Annotated in this window: 17 protein-coding genes; 4 read left to right on the forward strand and 13 right to left on the reverse strand. The window is 66.0% G+C overall.

Annotated elements, in window-relative coordinates; all coding sequences use genetic code 11:
- Window positions 1-136 precede the first annotated feature (136 nt).
- The 4 genes from trxB to AB0323_RS01885 form a co-directional block, all read right to left on the reverse strand.
- Entirely contained in the window at window positions 137-1,114 is a 978-nt protein-coding gene (trxB, locus tag AB0323_RS01870; protein ID WP_366175884.1) for a thioredoxin-disulfide reductase, read from the reverse strand.
- Window positions 1,115-1,152: 38 nt separating this feature from the next.
- Window positions 1,153-1,749 (reverse strand): TMEM175 family protein, encoded by a 597-nt coding sequence (locus AB0323_RS01875; RefSeq protein WP_366175885.1) that lies wholly within the window; start codon window positions 1,747-1,749, stop codon window positions 1,153-1,155.
- A 169-nt stretch (window positions 1,750-1,918) separates the two neighbouring features.
- On the reverse strand, window positions 1,919-2,962 hold the full coding sequence (locus AB0323_RS01880) for an NAD(P)-dependent alcohol dehydrogenase (protein ID WP_366175886.1): 1,044 nt from the start codon (window positions 2,960-2,962) through the stop codon (window positions 1,919-1,921).
- A gap of 125 nt (window positions 2,963-3,087) precedes the next feature.
- Window positions 3,088-4,674: a CehA/McbA family metallohydrolase gene (locus tag AB0323_RS01885; RefSeq protein ID WP_366175887.1), complete on the reverse strand. Its 1,587-nt coding sequence runs from the start codon at window positions 4,672-4,674 to the stop codon at window positions 3,088-3,090.
- Between the two features lie 212 nt (window positions 4,675-4,886).
- On the opposite strand from AB0323_RS01885, the gene AB0323_RS01890 reads away from it, so the two are divergent.
- A complete protein-coding gene (locus AB0323_RS01890) occupies window positions 4,887-5,129 on the forward strand; it encodes a hypothetical protein (protein ID WP_364534245.1) in 243 nt (80 codons plus the stop codon).
- Window positions 5,130-5,215: 86 nt separating this feature from the next.
- Here the strand turns inward: AB0323_RS01890 and AB0323_RS01895 are convergent, their stop codons facing one another.
- The 4 genes from AB0323_RS01895 to AB0323_RS01910 all read right to left on the reverse strand — a co-directional run bounded on the left by AB0323_RS01895 (window position 5,216) and on the right by AB0323_RS01910 (window position 7,633).
- Complete coding sequence (locus tag AB0323_RS01895; RefSeq protein WP_366175888.1) at window positions 5,216-5,722, reverse strand: DUF305 domain-containing protein; 507 nt, start codon at window positions 5,720-5,722, stop codon at window positions 5,216-5,218.
- Between the two features lie 152 nt (window positions 5,723-5,874).
- The gene (locus AB0323_RS01900; protein ID WP_366175889.1) at window positions 5,875-6,333 is read right to left on the reverse strand and encodes a hypothetical protein; all 459 of its coding nucleotides are present in this window, start codon (window positions 6,331-6,333) and stop codon (window positions 5,875-5,877) included.
- 75 nt (window positions 6,334-6,408) lie between these two features.
- The gene (locus AB0323_RS01905) at window positions 6,409-7,239 is read right to left on the reverse strand and encodes a slipin family protein (RefSeq protein WP_366175890.1); all 831 of its coding nucleotides are present in this window, start codon (window positions 7,237-7,239) and stop codon (window positions 6,409-6,411) included.
- A 208-nt stretch (window positions 7,240-7,447) separates the two neighbouring features.
- On the reverse strand, window positions 7,448-7,633 hold the full coding sequence (locus AB0323_RS01910; RefSeq protein ID WP_364534256.1) for a hypothetical protein: 186 nt from the start codon (window positions 7,631-7,633) through the stop codon (window positions 7,448-7,450).
- Between the two features lie 98 nt (window positions 7,634-7,731).
- Here AB0323_RS01910 and hrpB point away from each other — a divergent pair, with 98 nt between their 5' ends.
- The 3 genes from hrpB to AB0323_RS01925 all read left to right on the forward strand — a co-directional run bounded on the left by hrpB (window position 7,732) and on the right by AB0323_RS01925 (window position 13,566).
- Window positions 7,732-10,452, forward strand: a complete 2,721-nt coding sequence (gene hrpB / locus AB0323_RS01915) for an ATP-dependent helicase HrpB (protein WP_366175891.1) — start codon at window positions 7,732-7,734, stop codon at window positions 10,450-10,452.
- Window positions 10,453-10,522: 70 nt separating this feature from the next.
- Window positions 10,523-11,275 carry a M50 family metallopeptidase gene (locus AB0323_RS01920; protein WP_366176066.1) on the forward strand — a complete coding sequence of 251 codons (753 nt, stop codon included), beginning with the start codon at window positions 10,523-10,525 and terminating at the stop codon, window positions 11,273-11,275.
- A gap of 113 nt (window positions 11,276-11,388) precedes the next feature.
- Complete coding sequence (locus AB0323_RS01925) at window positions 11,389-13,566, forward strand: elongation factor G-like protein EF-G2 (protein WP_366175892.1); 2,178 nt, start codon at window positions 11,389-11,391, stop codon at window positions 13,564-13,566.
- A 3-nt stretch (window positions 13,567-13,569) separates the two neighbouring features.
- Here AB0323_RS01925 and AB0323_RS01930 read toward each other — a convergent pair whose 3' ends face one another.
- From AB0323_RS01930 to AB0323_RS01950, 5 genes are read right to left on the reverse strand one after another with little or no spacing between them, the layout of a single operon-like run.
- On the reverse strand, window positions 13,570-14,235 hold the full coding sequence (locus tag AB0323_RS01930; RefSeq protein WP_366176067.1) for an alpha/beta family hydrolase: 666 nt from the start codon (window positions 14,233-14,235) through the stop codon (window positions 13,570-13,572).
- 2 nt (window positions 14,236-14,237) lie between these two features.
- Window positions 14,238-14,858, reverse strand: coding sequence for an L-threonylcarbamoyladenylate synthase (locus AB0323_RS01935; RefSeq protein ID WP_366175893.1), 621 nt, complete (start codon window positions 14,856-14,858; stop codon window positions 14,238-14,240).
- Between the two features lie 27 nt (window positions 14,859-14,885).
- On the reverse strand, window positions 14,886-15,731 hold the full coding sequence (locus AB0323_RS01940) for an ABC transporter permease (RefSeq protein ID WP_366175894.1): 846 nt from the start codon (window positions 15,729-15,731) through the stop codon (window positions 14,886-14,888).
- 16 nt (window positions 15,732-15,747) lie between these two features.
- Window positions 15,748-16,734 (reverse strand): ABC transporter ATP-binding protein, encoded by a 987-nt coding sequence (locus AB0323_RS01945; protein ID WP_366175895.1) that lies wholly within the window; start codon window positions 16,732-16,734, stop codon window positions 15,748-15,750.
- Entirely contained in the window at window positions 16,731-17,816 is a 1,086-nt protein-coding gene (locus tag AB0323_RS01950) for a DUF2092 domain-containing protein (protein ID WP_366175896.1), read from the reverse strand. The genes AB0323_RS01945 and AB0323_RS01950 overlap by 4 nt, the downstream gene beginning before the upstream one ends.
- Window positions 17,817-17,835: the final 19 nt, after the last annotated feature.

Below are 17,835 nucleotides of genomic sequence, written 5' to 3' on the forward strand. Positions count from 1 at the left end.
AAGTCCACAAACTCGTTGCGGGCACTCTGAGGAAATGACCTGACCATAGAACGCTCCATCAATCAGAGCGTTGCTACGACCATATGACTTTGCCCCCTCTAAACGACATTAACTGCGAGCCAGTTGGGTGGTGGGGTCAGGCGTGGGTGGGTTCTTCCACCAGCGCCGTCGCGATGCTGTCCGCGTCCTCGAGTGCGGCGAGGTAGCGTTCGGCATCCAAGGCTGCGGCGCAACCCGTGCCGGCGGCCGTTATGGCTTGGCGGTAGCGGTGGTCCACCGCGTCACCGCAAGCGAAGACTCCGGAGAGACTGGTAACCGTGGTGGGGGAGTCAACCTTGATGTAGCCCTCGGCGTCGAGCTCCACCTGTCCCGCCACCAGCTCCGTCCGGGGGACATGTCCAATGGCCACGAATATGCCGGTAGCCGCATGTTTGCGCGATTCGCCGGAGCGTGTGTCAGTCAGGGTTACGCCGGTGACCTTGCTGTCGCCGTGGATTGCGGTGACCGCGGAGTTCCACGCGAAGCGGATCTTCGGATTATCCTTGGCCCGTTGGGCCATGATCCGGGAGGCCCGGAGCTCTTCCCGGCGGACGACGACGGTCACCGTCTTCGCGAACCGGGTCAGGAACATCGCTTCTTCCATGGCCGAATCACCGCCACCCACCACGATGATTTCCTGTTCGCGGAAGAAGAAGCCGTCGCACGTGGCGCACCATGAAACACCGTGCCCGCTCAGCTTTTTCTCTTCGGGCAAGCCGAGTTCCTTGTAGGCGGAACCGGTCGCAAGGATCACGGCCGGTGCTTCGTGGGTGTCGCCCGAGCCGGTGACCACGCGCTTGAGGTGGCCTCGCAGCTGGACTTCAGTGACGTCGTCGAACGCTATGTTGGCGCCGAAGCGCCCGGCCTGCTCCTGAAGGCCATCCATGAGTTCCGGACCCTGGATTCCAGCGGGGAAGCCGGGGAAGTTCTCCACCTCCGTGGTGTTCATCAACGCGCCGCCGGCGGTGACCGATCCGGCTAGGACGAGGGGGCTCAGGCCCGCCCGGGCGGCATAGATTGCCGCGGTGTAGCCGGCAGGGCCGGATCCGACGATGATCAGCTGTTCTTTGCTCATGGGACAAGTGCAACAAGGACGAGGACTTCAATCAAGGGCTACTCTGCCCGGTCCTGGTGCGCACGGGTGACAAAGTGTTCAACGCGACGGTCCGGAACCAGCCAGATGAGTGCCACGACCGTGTAGGCGGCGACAGCAAGCAAAGGATGCAGTAGGCAGAGTCCAAGACCCGCCAGATAGATGAGCGGCGACGTCTTCCCCTTCCAATCCCGGCCAATCGCTTGAGCGAGTGCACCTTGCCGCCCCTGGTGCCGGATCAACGACTGCTGCAGGACGAAGTAGGCAATCGCGGCGCAGAGCAGGTTGAACCCGTAAGCCAGCACCGGGACCTCGGCAAAGCCTGACTCATCCATCCAGCGTGTGCTGAACGGGAAGAGGGATATCCAGAACAACAGGTGCAGGTTCGCCCACAGTATTCTGCCGTCGACCCGATCCGCCAGATGGATCATGTGGTGGTGGTTGTTCCAGTAGATCCCCACGTAGACGAAGCTGAGCAAGTAGCTGAGGAAAGTGGGAAAGACGCTGAGCAAGGCTTGCCAGCTCGGTTCCGCGGGCACGCGCAGCTCCAGCACCATGATGGTGATGACAATGGCGAGCACGCCGTCACTGAATGCCTCGAGCCGGTTCTTGTTCATCGGATTGCCTTCATGGGGACATCATCGTTGCTGCGGACTCCCAAGGCCAAGCGACACTCCCCACCAGGAGAAAGCCCCCACGAAGCGCCGGCACGCGGCCGGAGCCACGGTGCAGGCGCCCCGCAGGGACTTTTGGGATGGGACGGATCAGGGCACGATTCCCCTGCCCCTAGCCCAGGGTGGACGCGTCAATAACGAAGCGGTACCGCACATCGGAGGCGAGGACCCGCTCGTAGGCGTCGTTGATCTTGGCGGCGGGAATGACCTCGATCTCTGCGCCGAGTCCGTGTTCGGCGCAGAAGTCGAGCATTTCCTGGGTCTCGCGAATGCCGCCGATCATGGATCCGGCGAAGGACCGACGACCCCCGATGAGTGCGAAGGCGTTGACGGGCAGGGGTTCGGCCGGTGCGCCTACGTTCACCAGCGCGCCGTCGAGGGCCAGCAACTGAAGGTAGGAGCTGATGTCGACCGGGGCGCTGACGGTGTTGATGATCAAATCGAACGTTCCCGCAAGCTCTTCGAAGGTGGCCGGCTCGCTCGTGGCGAAGTACCGATCGGCGCCCAGGCGCAGGCCGTCTTCCATTTTCTTCAGCGACTGGGACAACACCGTGACTTCGGCGCCCATGGCGTGCGCGAGCTTGACGGCCATATGGCCCAGCCCGCCGAGTCCGACGACGCCGACCTTCTTGCCCGGGCCCGCACCCCAATGCCGGAGCGGCGAATACGTCGTAATGCCTGCGCACAGCAGGGGAGCGGCGGCGTCGAGCTCGATTCCTTCCGGGATCCGCACCACGAAGTTCTCGGTCACGACGACGTGGGTGGAGTAGCCGCCCTGGGTGATCGTCCCGTCGCGGTCAACGGCGCCGTACGTGCCGGTCATGCCTTTGAGGCAGTACTGCTCCTCGCCCTTGCGGCAGTTTCCGCATTCGCCGCAGGAGTTGACCATGCAGCCGACGCCGACGCGGTCGCCGACCTTGTGGCGGCTCACTTCGGAGCCGATTTCAGTGACAATTCCGGCGATTTCGTGGCCGGGCGCGAGCGGGTAGGACTGCGGTCCCCAATCGCCGCGGACAGTGTGGATGTCTGAATGGCAGATGCCTGCGTACTTGATCTCGATCAGCACGTCGTGGGCACCGACGTCGCGGCGCTCAATGGTGGTGGCGACGAGGGCTTCGCTCGCGGACGGGGCGGCGTAGGCATTTACGGTCAGCATTTTTCTCCTGTTGGTGGACGGAGGATTGGCACTATCCATCCAACAGGAGATTTCCGAGGTGAGGGAGGCCCTGCTGGTAGGGGTACCGGCAGGACCCCCCTCAACTTAATCGGATCTGTTGCGGACTAGCTGGCGCCCAGGAAGATCGGGTTCGTCAATGCCGCCATGGGGCCAAGCGGGATGACCGTCCCCATCTCCGTGCCGCTGCCCGAGGTTCCGTCGATCTTCGGATGCCGGACCTCCACACGCACGTACGCCGCGAGCTGCGGGGTAGTAACCCACGTGCTCGTTCCCTGGCCCGACGCAGGAAGCGTGACTTGCTGGGTCTGTCCCTCATCCGTGATGAAGCGTACGACGCCGTTCGGCACCCCGGCGATTTTCGCCGTGACCGTGACGGGGGCGTCTGCCGCGACGTTGAGACGGTCTCCCACGGTCGCGCTCTTGCCGCCGGACGTCACCTGGAAGTCCACCGAGACGTCAGCGGACTCGGCGATCCAGTTCCGGCCATTGCGGATGCCGTCCAGCAGGGCATCCCGGGACAACGCCGCGGCGTTGACCACGTTGTGGGGGAAGCCGATGACCTGGGGGACGCTGTGGGCGTCGCTGTTGCCCATCGCCGGGAGCCACCGGCCACCTGTGCGCACGGAGTGGGCGAGCATCGAATCCCATGTGTTGACGGAGGACTCGTCGTCCAGGGTCCACGGGCCCGTCCAGACCTCAACCGCGTCGGCGTCGTCGTAACCGAACTTCCAGCGGCAGGCGACGTAGGGGCAATACGGGTGTGCCGGAACAACAATCCCGCCCGAGGAGTGGATCCGCTGGGCTTCCTTCTCGAATCCCTTGTCGCGGGCCCGGTAGCGCCAGTCGATCCATTCGCCCGGCTCCAGGCCGAGCGCGAGGTAATGACCGTTTCGCGTGGTGACTTCCTCGCCTGTGAGGATGAGCAGATCGTTGCCGGCGAGCGGCCCCCAGACGCCGTGCGATGCCGGCGTGTTGTGATCCGTGGAGATCATGAAGTCCAGGCGCGCGGCGCGGGCGCCGGCCGCGACTTCCTCGGGGGTGCGCTTTCCATCCGAGTAGACAGTGTGGAGGTGCGCATCCCCGCGGTACCAGGCTGCGCCGCGGCCGGCGATCTGCTGCGGCGGGTACTGGGGCTTGAAAGGGGTGGCGTCGGGTCCGTACTCAAGGGTGACGTTCACGGTGTAGTCGAGGCCCTGCCCGGCCACTTGGTAGGGGCCGAGGACAACGTTCCACGTACCCTTCCCGATGGGTCCTGGCAGGTAGCCCGGCGTTGTGTCGCCTCCGGCGCTGATGCTGAATTCTGTGCGGAAACCGCCTGACCAGCCACGGAAGCCCTTGCCGGCGAGGTCGGTGCCCTTTTCATCGAAGATTCCGATGTCGCAGGCGTTCCCGAGGAGTCCGGAGGCCACCTGGGGCTTGCTGTAGGTGTACGAAACGCTGATCTTGTTGACGCCGGCCGGGACCTCGATCGGCAAATAGACGAAGTCTGCGGCGCCGGGATCCAGGTGGCCGCTGATCGTCTTGGTCTTGCTAGTTCCAGTAGCGGCTGCCGCGAACGAAACCGGGGCCAGGGTCAAGGCGGCGCCGGTCAGTGCGGCGGCCAGGAAGCCGCGCCGGGTAGGGGAGAAGGAGACATTGTCGCCCGAGTGGGCTTTGCATGGTGAAGTCACTTCCTCGATGTTGCCGACCATTACTGAACAGTAGGCAACGGAAGCGGGAACGCAGCATGAAACCGCAAGCGCTGGCAAGCGGCGCCCACTTAGTGGACTCGACCTCGTTGGACCCTTGCCACGAGCCATGCCCGGGCTTACTGTTCTTGGCATGCACCAAGGGCTGGGGCGACGGCGCAACCTTTCCCATGGACCGAACAGGACGGTGTTTTTAGATGTGCGATATTCCGGGTTTGATCAGTCGCCTTGAGGCCGAGGACCTCGCACGATTGCGCGAGGCAGGCAAAGAAAAGCCCCTGGAGCCAGCGATGATCGCGGCCATAGATGCCGCGGCCGGCGGGCCAGGCGAAGGCCGGGGCTATTACGTGGTCAGTGGTTCCCTGTATCCGGTCGATGCCAGGGACTACCACCTCAGGGAAGACGTAGCGCAGGCTGTATTCGCAGCGGAAGGATCCTCCGTAGGCGTCACGGCCTAGACAGAAGTTACGCGAGCTGAGACGCCGCTACCAGGCCACCCTCACCGGCCCACACTGGAAAAACCAGGTGGGCCGGCGCTTTGGAGCTAGAGGGTGCCTAGCAGATCCTGCATTTCCTTGATCTCGGACTGCTGGGCCGACACGATGTCCTTGCCGAGTTTGAGGGCATCGGGGTTCTTGCCGTCGGCGCCTTCCTTTTGCGCCATGGCCACGGCGCCTTGGTGGTGGGCGATCATGTGGGTCAGGAACAGCCTGGCTGCTTCCCGTCCCTGGGCGGCCTCGAGCTTGGTGATGTCCTGGTTGTCGACCATTCCGTTCATGGTGTGGTCGCCGGACATCCCGACGGGCTCGTTCCATTCCTTGAGCCAGCCCGTCATCTTCTCGATCTCCGGGTCTTGGGCTGCCTTGATCCTGCCGGCGAGCGCGGTCACTTGTGCAGGGATGTCGTTCTTGGCGAGTACGACGTCGCTCATCCGGACGGCCTGGGCATGGTGGGGGATCATCATCCGGGCGAACCCTGCGTCCGCCGCGTTGTGGCCTCCGGCCGAGCAACCGGAAAGCGCGATTGCCGTGGCTACGGTAAAGGTTGTCATGGTCAGGTTTTTTCTCATGTTTCGGGGTCCTTCAATCAATCAGCCTGCAGAGGTACGGCTGCGTGGGACGCGCACGGCAGGCCCACCGCGTGGGCGGCGCGTCAGGGTGGAGTCTTGTGCAGCGGGCCGGCGGCCCGGTGCGGCCGTGGATTTTACGTGCGACTGATGCACAGATCGCCCGGGGAAGGACTGTCCGGGCGGTGCGAATGGCCGGAGACCAGGGCGCCGGACTCGGCCGTGGCCGTACTGGCATAGGGCGCGACGCCGGGTAACGGTGCTGTCAGCGTGTTATGGCCCGGGGCAGGTACGCAGACGGCGTGCAGGGCCGACATGCCGGTGCATGTGCCCGGACTTGTGCAAGATGGCGCCGCCGGTGGAGCCGCGGGTTGAGTTGCAGTTTTCTCCGGCACCGACGCACGTTGAGCGCCGGTGTGGACCGCATGCGAGTCGCTCACGACGGCGGCCGGGCTCACGACCGGTGCGGCGTGCGTGCTGTGGCCACCCGCCATGAGGTGCATCCCTACGATTCCGGCGATGATCGACAGCAATCCTGCCAACAGGCCCATACGGAGGAGGAAGACGGCGGCGCGGCCCCGCAGGGGGTCGGTCATGGTCTTCCTCCTTTTGCAGCCTGTGCCCGGTTCCCGGGGTACGACGGGTTCAACGAGCATAAGCGCCGTTCGGTTTCATCCGGCCGCCATGGTCCGTCCCGTCATGGTCCTCGGTGGTTGTGCGGCCTTCGCGGCGGCGGCTTCGCGGGCAAGGAATGCTCCGAGCTCGCCGATGGTACTCATCAAGGGCGCAGGGAAGACGACAGTGGTGTTCTTGTCAACGCCGATCTCCACCATGGACTGCAGATTGCGCAACTGCAGGGCCAAAGGGTGGGCCATCATGGTGTCCGAGGCCATGCCCAGTGCGGCGGCGGCCAGGGATTCGCCTTCGGCGGCGATGATCTTCGCGCGCTTCTCACGCTCGGCTTCGGCTTGGCGGGCCATGGCGCGCTTCATGCTGTCCGGCAGCTGGATGTCCTTGAGTTCCACGAGGGTCACTTCGACTCCCCATTCCAAGGTCAGTCCGTCCAGGATCTGGCGGATGTTGGCATTGATGACATCCGTTTCCGCGAGCGTTTCGTCAAGCGTATGCTGGCCGACTACTTTGCGGAGCGTGGTCTGTGCGATCTGGTCGATTGCGGCGTAGACGTTTTCGATGGCAAGGACGGACTTGATGGCGTCCACCACCCGGAAATACGCGACGGCTGAAATGTCCAGGCTGACGTTGTCCCGAGTGATGATGCCCTGGGACTGGATGGGCAGGGTCACGATCCGCAGGGAGATTTTCCTCAGCCGGTCGACGAACGGGATGATGATCACCAGGCCCGGAGTCCGGAGGCCCTGGACCCTCCCCAGCCGTAACAGGACACCGCGCTCATACTGCGTGACAATGTGGACGGCCATCGCAAACCAGATGACCAGCAGGACAATCAAGACAATCAGCCAGGTGATGGCGTCCGCTGTCATGGCCGCCCACCGGCTTCATCGCTGAGTGCTGACGCGTTCATGGCAGAGATCCTTCGGTGGCAGTGGAGGGAAAGGGGAGCCCAATTTCCGCAGCGAGGCAGGCGAACCCGCTTACGTTGTATCTCCAGTACACACCTTGGATCCGCCGAGTTGTAGGGCCATAAGTGAAAGGAACGTCCCCCGGGGGACGTTCCTTCAATTTCGTGGCTTAGACCCTTTCGCGGGTCCGGTCGATTACCGGCTCCGGATCGTTGGTGAACTCACGGTGGCGGCGTGGGAAGGCCCAGAACCTGAAGTCCTTTGCGTCCACCTTGGGCTCAGGGCGTTCCTCGGGTTCCTGTGAGGCATCTTTCCTGGTGTCCCGCCCGAAATCCTTGTAGTAGCCGTAGCACATCACAGACCTCCTTCTAGCAACTGCCCTTTAATCGTCCTCCCGATCCGGCACGCAGTCCACCTTTCAGGCGCGGATCCGCATATAGGCACAATGGAGGAGTGAAATCCCCACTTGTGCCCCGGAACGCCGCGCTCGCATACCGCCCGTTCGACCTGGACACGATCGGCGCGGGACTGGTCTTCGGAGAATCGCTGGGGGAACTCGCCAAAGTCCTCGCTGCCGGCGGAACGGCAGGAACCGCCGTCGTGCAGGCGCCCCCGGGGACCGGCAAGACGACGCTCGTGCCGCCCCTGCTGGCCAACATCGCGCTCGCCGACACCGCGGCCGGCGCAGTGACACGGAAAGAGCGCCCCCGGGTGATCGTGACCCAACCACGGCGGGTCGCAGCACGCTCAGCCGCTCGGCGCCTCGCCGCCCTCGACGGAAGCCGGCTCGGCGATCGCGTCGGGTACACGGTCCGCGGAGAAAGCCAGACGGGTCCGGGGACCATCATCGAGTTCGTCACTCCGGGAATCCTCCTGCGCCGGCTGCTTGCGGACCCTGGGCTTGAGGCTGCCAGCGCCGTGATCCTGGACGAGGTTCACGAACGCGGCCTGGAGACGGACTTGTTGCTCGGAATGCTCATCGAGGTCCGTGCGCTGCGGGAGGACCTCACCCTCGTCGCGATGTCCGCAACGCTGGACGCCCCGCGGTTCGCCGCGCTGATGGGAGGTGCCGGCGTCGGACAAGACACGGACGGAAAGCACGACGGCGGCGGGCCGGCACCCGTCGTCGACTGTCCGTCCGCGCTGCATCCCCTGAAGGTGGACTGGGCGCCCGCGGCAGGTCCGCGGCTGGACGGACGCGGCGTGACCCGCACCTTCCTGGACCATGTGGCGGACACTGCGGCGGCGTCGTACACCGAAACACTCGCAGCCGATCAGGACATCGACGCCCTGGTCTTCGTCCCGGGTGCTTCGGAGGTCTCCTACGTCGCTTCCCGGCTGCGCGCCCGCCTCGCTGCGAGGGCACCGGACACGGAGGTATTGGAGCTTCACGGCCAGGCAAGTCCGGCGGAACAAGACCGGGCGGTTTCCGGCCGTGAGTCCGGCGGATCTCCCCGGATCATCGTCTCGACCGCCCTGGCCGAATCCTCCCTGACAGTTCCGGGAGTCCGGCTCGTCATCGACTCGGGGCTGTCCCGTGAACTGCGGCGTGACGCCAACCGCGGCATGTCCGGCCTGGTCACGGTCTCGTGCTCCCGCGCGTCCGCCGAACAACGCGCCGGACGCGCGGCACGCCAAGGGCCCGGACGGGTGGTCCGCTGCTACGAGCAAAAAACGTACGGTGCCGCACCGGCGCACCCCACCCCGGAAATTGCGGCTGCAGACCTGACGGGCGCCGCGCTCCTCCTGGCCTGTTGGGGATCGCCCGGTGGCCGGGGGCTGGCACTTCCGGACGCCCCGCCGCAAGGCGCGATGGACGATGCAATCGAAGTGCTGCGGGAACTTGGTGCGATCGACCCGCACGGACTGGCCACCGACGTGGGAAAGGCCCTGGCCAGGATCCCCGCCGATCCACGGCTGGCCCGCGCACTCCTGGATGGTGCCGCCACAGTCGGGCACCGCGCTGCTGCCGAGGCGGTCGCCCTCGTGGCCGGGGATCAACGGGCCCCCGGAGCTGACCTGACGCGCCTCCTGGCCATACTCCGGACAGGCAAAGACCCAGCAGCCCGGCGTTGGGCCGAGGATGTCCGCCGCATGGAGGCGATCGCACGCCAGGAGCGATCCGCCGTCGGGCTTTCCCCGACCGCACGGCCAAGCCGGCCTTCCCCGGCGAGCGCTGCCGAGTCCGTGGGGTTCGTCGTCGCGCTCGCGTTCCCGGACCGCGTGGCGCGCCGGGTTCCAGGCACCGGCCCTGAACGCTACTTGCTGACGTCCGGGACACGGGCGGGGCTGCCGGCGGGCAGTCCACTCGCCGGCCACGAATGGCTTGCCGTGGCCGAAGTGTCCCGCGCGGAGGGCCGGGATGCGGCAGGGACCGGCGCCGTCATCCGTTCCGCCGCGCCCTTGGCAGCGGATGCGGCGGAAGCTGCCGCCAACCACCTCCTGAGCGACATGGTGGAAGCCGAATTCAAGCAGGGCCGCGTCACCGCCCGGCAGGTACGGCGACTGGGAGCGATCCTGCTTTCGTCGACCCCCGTGCGCCCTTCCATCGACGACGGGCGCGTCGCCGTAGCCCGCGCGCTGGCGAAGGAGGGACTGGGGACCATCGGATGGTCACCGGCCGCCGATGCGTTGCGTCGGCGGCTGGCTTTGCTGCACAGGGAACTGGGCGAGCCATGGCCGGACGTCTCCGGGCCGGCGTTGCTGGCCCGGCTGGAGAAGTGGCTCGCGCCGGAGCTCGAAACGCTCGCCGGAGGCGCTGCTACGAGCGGGATCGACCTGGCCGAGCCGTTGCGGCGGCTCTTGCCGTGGCCTGAGGCGGCCCGCCTCGGTGAGCTGGCGCCGGAATGGCTTGAGGTGCCGAGCGGCTCGCGGGTGCGGATCGACTACCCGGACGCAGCGGACGACGGCGGGCGGCCGGTGGTGGCCGTGAAGTTGCAGGAATGCTTCGGCTGGGCTGAGACGCCCCGTTTGGTAGGCGGACGGGTGCCGGTGCTGTTCCACCTCCTTTCTCCGGCCAGGCGACCCCTGGCTGTGACGGATGACCTGTCTTCCTTCTGGTCCGGCCCCTATGCCCAGGTCCGCGCCGAAATGCGCGGCCGCTATCCGAAGCATCCCTGGCCCGAAGATCCGTGGACAGCGCCCGCCACGGCCAGGACCAAGCGGAAGATGTGACTCCGGGCTTGGTGGCGGCTCCAGCCGTCTGGCAGGCATTCACAGGCTTCTTCTTTAGGATGCCACGGTGATGAACATGGAATTGCGCCCCGCTGACCTGGCCAACGACTGGTGGCAGGCCGTGCTGCGGGGATTCACCACGGCAGAGGTTCCGAACCTGGCGACCCCGGTGGTGTTGGGCATCCTGGCTGCGGCCGTCGTGCTGAGCATCCCGCGGGCCACATGGCGTTGGTTCGGCCTCTATGTGACCTTCGTGCATGAACTGGGCCACGCCTTCGCCGCCCTCATGACGGGCCGGATTGTCCACGGGCTCCGGATCGGACTGGACCACTCCGGACAGCTCCTGAGCAGCGGGCGCGGCAAGTTCGGCGCAGCCTGGTCAGGGTTCTGGGGATATCCGAGTCCCGCGGTGGTAGGTGCGGCGCTCATCTGGTCCGTGTCCGCGGGGCGGTCGGGAGCGGCCATGTCCATCGGCGCGCTGGTATTGCTGCTCGCACTGATCTTCCTGCGGAACTTCACCGGAATCCTCGTGGCGCTCCTGAGCGCGGCGATTGCCCAGATTCTTGTCATGTTCGCCACGGCCTCGACGGTCAGCCATGTGGTGCTGGGACTCGGCATAGCCCTTGAGGTGGGCGCGGTGCGGGACTGGTTCAAGGTGGCTTCGGTCCACACCCGCCGCCGGGACCGGCTCGCGTCGTCGGATGCCTACATCCTGGCCCGTTCCACCGGGGTGCCGTCCTTGCTGTGGCTGGTGGCTTTCGCCGTTGTCATTGCAGCAAACGCGGCCATATCCGTTCGAGTGGTGTGGGGCATGCTCTCCTGAGCCTGCGGTTTCGGCACAGACAGGGTCGAATGCTCTTGCCGTGCGCCGGTCCAGGGTGTGGAATCGGTTAGCAAAGGACGCGGGGAATTCGGCTTCTACTCCAGGAGGTGCTCATGTCGGTGAAAGGCCCAGGCAGCGCGACGAAGGGATCGAACCGGACCAACCCCGATCTCCGACGCGCGGACCCTTCTTCGGCGCCCGCCGATCGGCCCGAAAACATCCGCAACGTCGTCCTGATCGGCCGTTCGGGCGCGGGAAAGACGATGCTGCTCGAATCGCTGCTCTACGCTGCCGGGGTCGTATCCCGGATGGGTTCGATCGTGGACGGCACCACGGTGAGTGACTCGGAAGCGACGGCCATCCACCAGCAGCGATCCATCGGACTCTCCGCGGCGCCCCTGGTATTCGACGACGTCAAAGTGAACCTTCTGGACACCCCGGGGTACGCCGATTTCATGGGAGAGCTGCGTGCCGGGCTGCGTGCTGCGGATGCGGCGCTGTTCGTGGTGTCGGCCGTTGACGGGGTCGACGCCGGGACCACCGCCCTGTGGGGTGAATGCGAGCGCGTCGGCATGCCGCGGGCAGTGGTGATCAGCCGGCTTGACCATCCGCGGGCGAACTACGACGCCGTCCTGGCCGAATGCCGGGCCGCCTTCGGCGATTCCGTCCTGCCCCTTCACCTGCCGGTCCGCAACGGTGACGCTGTCTCGGGCGTGCTCGGACTGCTTTCGGGCTCGGTGTCGGAGTACACCTCCGGGGAGCCACGACCCGTGGTCCGTCCCGCGACTGCGGCGGAACTGGCCGGCGCGGAGGGTGTCCGCGGGGAACTCATCGAGGGCATCATTTCCGAGAGCGAGGATGAGACCTTGATGGACCGGTACCTCGGCGGAGAGGAGGTACCCATCGATACCCTCGTGGAGGATTTGGAGACCGCGATCGTCCGAGGGACGTTCTTTCCGGTGCTGGCAAGTTCCTCCGTGACAGGAGTCGGCACAGCCGAACTGCTGGAATTGCTGACCCGGGCGTTTCCGTCTCCGATCGAGCGAACCCTCCCGGCGGCAACTGACCTCGGCGGGAAACCGGTCCCGCCCCTGGCATGCGATCCGGATGGACCGCTCCTTGGCGAAGTGGTACGCACTACCGTTGACCCGTTCCTTGGACGGGTGTGCCTTGTCCGGCTCTTCTCAGGAACGCTTCGCGAGGACTCTGCCGTGCACGTGGGCGGGCACGGCCTTGCCGAGCGGGGCCACCCCGACCACGACAGCGACGAGCGGATCACGCACCTTTACTCGCCGTTGGGGTCCAGTCTCCGGCCGGTACAGTTCGCCGTGGCCGGAGACATTTGCGCGCTGGCGAAGGTGGCGAGCGCCGAGACGGGAGACACGGTGTCCGCCCGCGAGGCTCCGTTGCTCGTGGAAACCTGGGACATGCCCGAGCCGCTCATGCCTGTGGCGATCGAAGCGGCATCGCACGGCGATGAGGACGCGCTCTCCAAGAGCCTGGCCAAGGTCGCGGCCGGAGATCCGACCCTGAGGGTGGAGCGCAACTCCGAGACGCACCAGCTGGTCTTGTGGTGCATGGGCGAGGCCCACTCTGAGGCAGTCCTGGACCGTTTGCGCGAGCAGGGAGTGAAGCTTCAGACCGTCGACGTCATCACGCCTCTTCGGGAGACCTTCGCCACACAGGCCGCCGGCCACGGGCGCTACGTCAAGCAATCCGGTGGCCACGGACAGTACGCGATTTGCGACATCGAAGTGGAACCCCTCGATCGCGGGGGAGGCTTCGAATTCGTCGACCGGATCGTGGGTGGGGTAATCCCCGGCACGTATGTCGTGTCGGTCGAGAAAGGCGTCCGTGCCCAGATGAGCAAGGGCGTGCGGGCGGGGTTCCCGGTGGTCGATATCAGGGTGACCCTGGTAGGTGGCAAGACGCACAGCGTCGATTCATCGGACGCAGCTTTCCAGGCGGCCGGCGCGTTGGCCTTGCGGGAGGCCGCCGCGGCGGGCACCATCCAACTCCTTGAACCGATTTCGGCCGTGACGGTCCTCGTGGCCGACGAGCATGTGGGCGCGGTCATGAGCGATCTGTCCTCGCGGCGCGGACGCGTCACCGGGACGACCTCCGTTGGTGGAGAAAGAACTGAGATCAGTGCCGAAGTTCCGGAACAGGAATTGGTGCGGTACGCAATCGTGCTGCGGGGACTGACGGCGGGAAGCGGTCGATTCCGCCGGGAGTATCTGCGGCATGAGCCGCTGCCTCCCGGCATAGCCGTTGCCGCGGCGAAAGCCTGAGGCTCAGCCGTTCTTGCGAAGGAATGCTGACACCGGGGCCGCCAGAGACGCTCCGATGTCCTCCGCGCTCGTTTTGATTCCCACGCGGTTGAAGGAATGGTCGCCGCCGTCCCACCACTCGATGGTGGCGGTGGGTCCAATCCGGGCCACCACGGTTTCGAGCAGCTCGGGCGTCGCGAAAGTGTCCCGGGTGCCCTGCATGAAGAGCATGGGCAGCGTGAGCCCGTAGAGGTGCTCATCGCGCAGCTTCTCCGGTTTTCCGGGCGGGTGGAGCGGGTAGCCGAGATAGACGAGTCCGGCCGCGGGCATGCCTTCGGCGACTGCCATCGATGCCATGCGACCGCCGAAGGACTTGCCGGCCGCCCACAGCGGTTCACCTTCTGAACGCGACGCCGCCGCCTCCATGACGGCCCGCCAGGCCGCGACCGCGGCAGGCGGCCGGTCGGGGAACCTCTTGCCTGCCTCCCGGTAGGGGAAGTTGAAGCGCAGGGTCGCGACGCCGTCGTCGTTCAACGCATGCGCGAGGCCGCCCAGGAACGGATGCTCCATGCCCGCCCCGGCTCCGTGGGCGAGCACGAGGGTCGCAACCGGTTTGTCGGGCCGGGCGTAGATACCGGAGATGGCTGTACCGTCGACGTCGACCGTGACACGGGATTCGTCGCTGCGCACGGTCACTCGAACCGGGAGGGGTCGCCGTTGCCGCGCCTGACCACTTCCGCTGCGCCGCTGGAGAAGTCCACCACGGTAGTGGGCTCTGCGCCGGTGTCTCCGGAATCGATCACCGCTTCCACGAGGTTGTCCAGGCGTTCCTTGATTTCCCAGCCTTGGGTCAAGGGCTCCTCCTCGTCGGGGAGCAGCAAGGTGCTGGAAAGGAGAGGCTCGCCCAGTTCGCCCAGCAAGGCCTGGACAAAATTATGGTCCGGAATCCGCACGCCTACTGTCTTCTTTTTGGGGTGCAGGAGACGGCGCGGCACTTCCTTCGTGGCCGGCAGGATGAAGGTGTAGCTTCCTGGCGTGACGGCCTTGATGCTTCGGAACACATCGTTGTCGATCATGACGAATTGCCCGAGCTGCGCGAAGTCTTTGCAGACCAAGGTGAAATGGTGCTTGCTGTCGAGCTGCCGGATCGAACGGATCCGGTCGAGGGCTTCCCTGTTGCCGATTTGCGCGCCGAGCGCGTAGCAGGAATCGGTGGGGTAGGCGATCAACCCGCCGGACTGGAGGATATTCACCACCTGGGCAATGGCGCGTGGTTGGGGGTCCTGCGGGTGGACATCGAAGAATCTTGCCATGCCACGAGCTTACGGGCAGGCCGTACTTCAGGACAGGACATCCTTGCTCGTGAACTTGCCATAAGCCAGCGCTCCGGCCGCCACGATGTAGCCCGCCTGCAGCAGGGCATTGTCGCCGAAGCTCGTCCATGAGATGGGTTGGCGCAAAAGATCGGCGAAACCCAACCAGTAATGGCTGAACAGCCACGGGTGCAGCCACTCCAATTGCGGCAGGTTGTCCGCCACTTGCGACACCACGGACAACACGATGGTCGCAGCCATGGCTCCCACCGGCACGTCCGTGAAGGTGGAAATTGCCAGCCCGATGGCGGAAAGCCCCAACAGTGACACCGCGATATACGCGGCAATCAGCAAGGAACGCACCACGGATTCGCCGACGCCGATCGTGTCGCCGGAGAGCAGCGTAACGGGGCCGACCGGGAAGAGCACGACGCCGGCCAGCGCACCGGCGGCGGCCACCGTCAGGGTCGCTGCCAGGCAGAACGCCGCGGCGGCCGCGTATTTGATCAACAAGAGGCGGACGCGTCCCGCCGGGGCGACGAGCAAGTACCTGAGCGTGCCAAGGTTTGCTTCTCCGGCAATCGTGTCGCCAGCCACCACTCCGATCGTGAGCGGCAGGAACAAGGGCACGGAAACGATCATCGCCGTCACGCCGACGAAAAGCCCGTTCTGGGTGATCCGGTCCAGGAAGGGCGGACCCCGCCCCGGCGCCACGGGATGCGAGCTCAGCTTGACCGCCGCGGCGATAAGGATGGGAATCGCGGCGAGTGCCAGGAGCATGGCCCATGTCCGCAGCCGCCTGAACAACACCGAGAGCTCCGAGGCCATGAGCGACCACGAGCCTGATGGCCGGGCCTTCGGCGCGGCATCCATGACTGCAGTTTCGTGTTCAACCGGCAATGTCGAAGCCCTCTCCGGTAAGGGAGACGAAACGCTCCTCCAGGCTGGCGCTCTCCACCCCGAAGCCCCGCACCCGGACGCCGTCGGACACGAGGGCTGCCACGATCGCCTCGGGAGCCACCTCGTGCCCCGGTGGACCGGTGCTGACGAGGCTCCGGCCATCGGGACCGTACGAGCCGGGCGGCGGAGCAGACAGTTCCGATTGCAGGCCCAGCCTCGAGAGGACCCGGACGGCGGCCTCAATATCGGGCGTGTGGAGACGGAACGTGGCTCTTCCCGCGGCGCGCAGTTCGTGCAGGGTTCCCTGCGCCACGAGCTTGCCCACGCTCATGACTCCCACATGGGTGCACATCTGCTCCACTTCCGCGAGGAGATGGCTGGAAACGAACACCGTGGTGCCTCCAGCCGCCAGGGAGCGGACCAGGCTGCGAACCTCGCGGGTCCCTTGCGGATCCAGTCCGTTGGTAGGTTCGTCCAGGACAAGCAGGTCCCTCGGACGCAGCAGGGCATGGGCAATTCCGAGCCGCTGCTTCATCCCGAGGGAATAGGCGCGGACCTTCTTGCCTGCGGCATGGGACAACCCGACCCTCTCGAGCGCTTCATCCACCCGTGCGGCCCGGGTCCTCGGGGAAGCATGGAGATCGGCGCTGTCCAATCGCCGGAGGTTCGCTGCCCCGGACAGGAAAGGGTAGAAGGCCGGGCCTTCCACCAGCGAGCCAACGTTGGGCAGGACTGTTGCCAGTTGGCGCGGCATTTCACCGCCAAGGACCCGGATGCGGCCGTTCGTGGCGGCCGCCAAGCCAAGCAGTAACCGGATGGTCGTGGTCTTGCCGGAACCATTTGGACCGAGGAAGCCAAAGACTGAACCGCGGGGAACTGCCAGGTCGACGCCGTCGACGGCGGCCCGGTGCCCGAACCGCTTGCTGAGGCCTTGAGTCTGGATCGCCAGTTCAGCCGGCGCGGATGCCTCCGTCATTTCGTGGCGGCTGCGGACTGCAACCGCTCAAGTGGCACCATTCCCGCGAAGACGCGGCCGTCGTCGAGCATCAAGACAGTTACCAGGCTGGTGGTCAGCGCGCGGCCGCCCGCGACCGGCTGGGTGAGCTGGGCAAACAACGGAGCCGAGCGGACATCAGTTGGGACCGTCCCCGCGGGCAGGGCCATCACCGCGTCCCAGCCGGTCCCTGTGATGGTTGGCCGGCCCGCTGTCTCCTTTGCCCGCGGAGCCTGCCCGGGCTTGCCGGGGAGCGCACGAAGCTGCGGGGTTGCCTTCTCCTCCACGGCCGCACCGCGGGGCGGCGTGAAACTGAACAGCGCGGCGTCGGGCTTTGACAAGCTCAGTTCAGTGAACGAGAGCGAAAAGGCCGCTGCAGCCTGGCCGCGTGCCCGCACATCGACGCCGAGCGGCAGGCCCGAGGCGGAGTCCACGGCGATCGTCACGGAATCGACGAGCGTGCCGGCACTGCGCGGCTTGATCACCAATGGGTAGGCCGTGTGGCCGGCCACGGTGGTTCCGTCGCCCACTGTCACGTCCGTGGTTGGCCCGACGGCGGCGAGGAAGTGCTGCGCGAGAACGTCAGGGGTGGTTGCCCCCGGGGCCGGTGTCGCGTGCGGGGCCGCTGTGCGCGCCGGTTCAGCGGGCATCGTCATGTGCGCGGCGCTGTTGTCGGCCGAGTTGTAGAGCCAGAGATCGTTGCCGTTGCGGACGAGGTCGCGCTCGGCGAGCATATCCATCACCTGGAACCTGGCCTTGGCGGGACCATCCAGGTAGACCCGGGCCGTGTGTGAACCGCTCAGAAGTTCGATGACTGAAGCCGGACCCTGTGTTGCGGTTGGCCCGACGGAGGGCAGCGGGGGGAGTCCCAGTTCGGAACTTTGTTGAAGGGTTCCGGACAAGGAGTGGACGTCGGCGCGGGCGATCATCGCGATGACTTCCTCTGCCGTTTTGTGCGGCAGGCTCGTCGCTGCTCCCGCCTGGTAGGAACCAGCCAGGGCTGCCGCAGCAAGCGCTACCGGGACAAGAGCGGCCGGCAACCAACGCAACCAGGGGCGAGTCACGGCAACCTCGCGAACCATC

It is taken from the genome of Arthrobacter sp. NPDC080031 (assembly GCF_040702485.1).
Taxonomy (GTDB): Bacteria; Actinomycetota; Actinomycetes; order Actinomycetales; family Micrococcaceae; genus Arthrobacter.

What these genes read in the sequence shown, in the direction of transcription:
- AB0323_RS01875 (WP_366175885.1), bottom strand. Translation starts at nt 1,749, where the DNA reads ATGAACAAGAACCGGCTCGAGGCATTCAGTGACGGCGTGCTCGCCATT.
- AB0323_RS01925 (WP_366175892.1), top strand. Translation starts at nt 11,389, where the DNA reads ATGTCGGTGAAAGGCCCAGGCAGCGCGACGAAGGGATCGAACCGGACC.
- AB0323_RS01880 (WP_366175886.1), bottom strand. Translation starts at nt 2,962, where the DNA reads ATGCTGACCGTAAATGCCTACGCCGCCCCGTCCGCGAGCGAAGCCCTC.
- trxB (WP_366175884.1), bottom strand. Translation starts at nt 1,114, where the DNA reads ATGAGCAAAGAACAGCTGATCATCGTCGGATCCGGCCCTGCCGGCTAC.
- AB0323_RS01895 (WP_366175888.1), bottom strand. Translation starts at nt 5,722, where the DNA reads ATGACAACCTTTACCGTAGCCACGGCAATCGCGCTTTCCGGTTGCTCG.
- AB0323_RS01905 (WP_366175890.1), bottom strand. Translation starts at nt 7,239, where the DNA reads ATGACAGCGGACGCCATCACCTGGCTGATTGTCTTGATTGTCCTGCTG.
- AB0323_RS01910 (WP_364534256.1), bottom strand. Translation starts at nt 7,633, where the DNA reads ATGTGCTACGGCTACTACAAGGATTTCGGGCGGGACACCAGGAAAGAT.
- AB0323_RS01935 (WP_366175893.1), bottom strand. Translation starts at nt 14,858, where the DNA reads ATGGCAAGATTCTTCGATGTCCACCCGCAGGACCCCCAACCACGCGCC.
- AB0323_RS01885 (WP_366175887.1), bottom strand. Translation starts at nt 4,674, where the DNA reads ATGGTCGGCAACATCGAGGAAGTGACTTCACCATGCAAAGCCCACTCG.
- AB0323_RS01920 (WP_366176066.1), top strand. Translation starts at nt 10,523, where the DNA reads ATGAACATGGAATTGCGCCCCGCTGACCTGGCCAACGACTGGTGGCAG.
- AB0323_RS01900 (WP_366175889.1), bottom strand. Translation starts at nt 6,333, where the DNA reads ATGACCGACCCCCTGCGGGGCCGCGCCGCCGTCTTCCTCCTCCGTATG.
- AB0323_RS01945 (WP_366175895.1), bottom strand. Translation starts at nt 16,734, where the DNA reads ATGACGGAGGCATCCGCGCCGGCTGAACTGGCGATCCAGACTCAAGGC.
- AB0323_RS01940 (WP_366175894.1), bottom strand. Translation starts at nt 15,731, where the DNA reads ATGGATGCCGCGCCGAAGGCCCGGCCATCAGGCTCGTGGTCGCTCATG.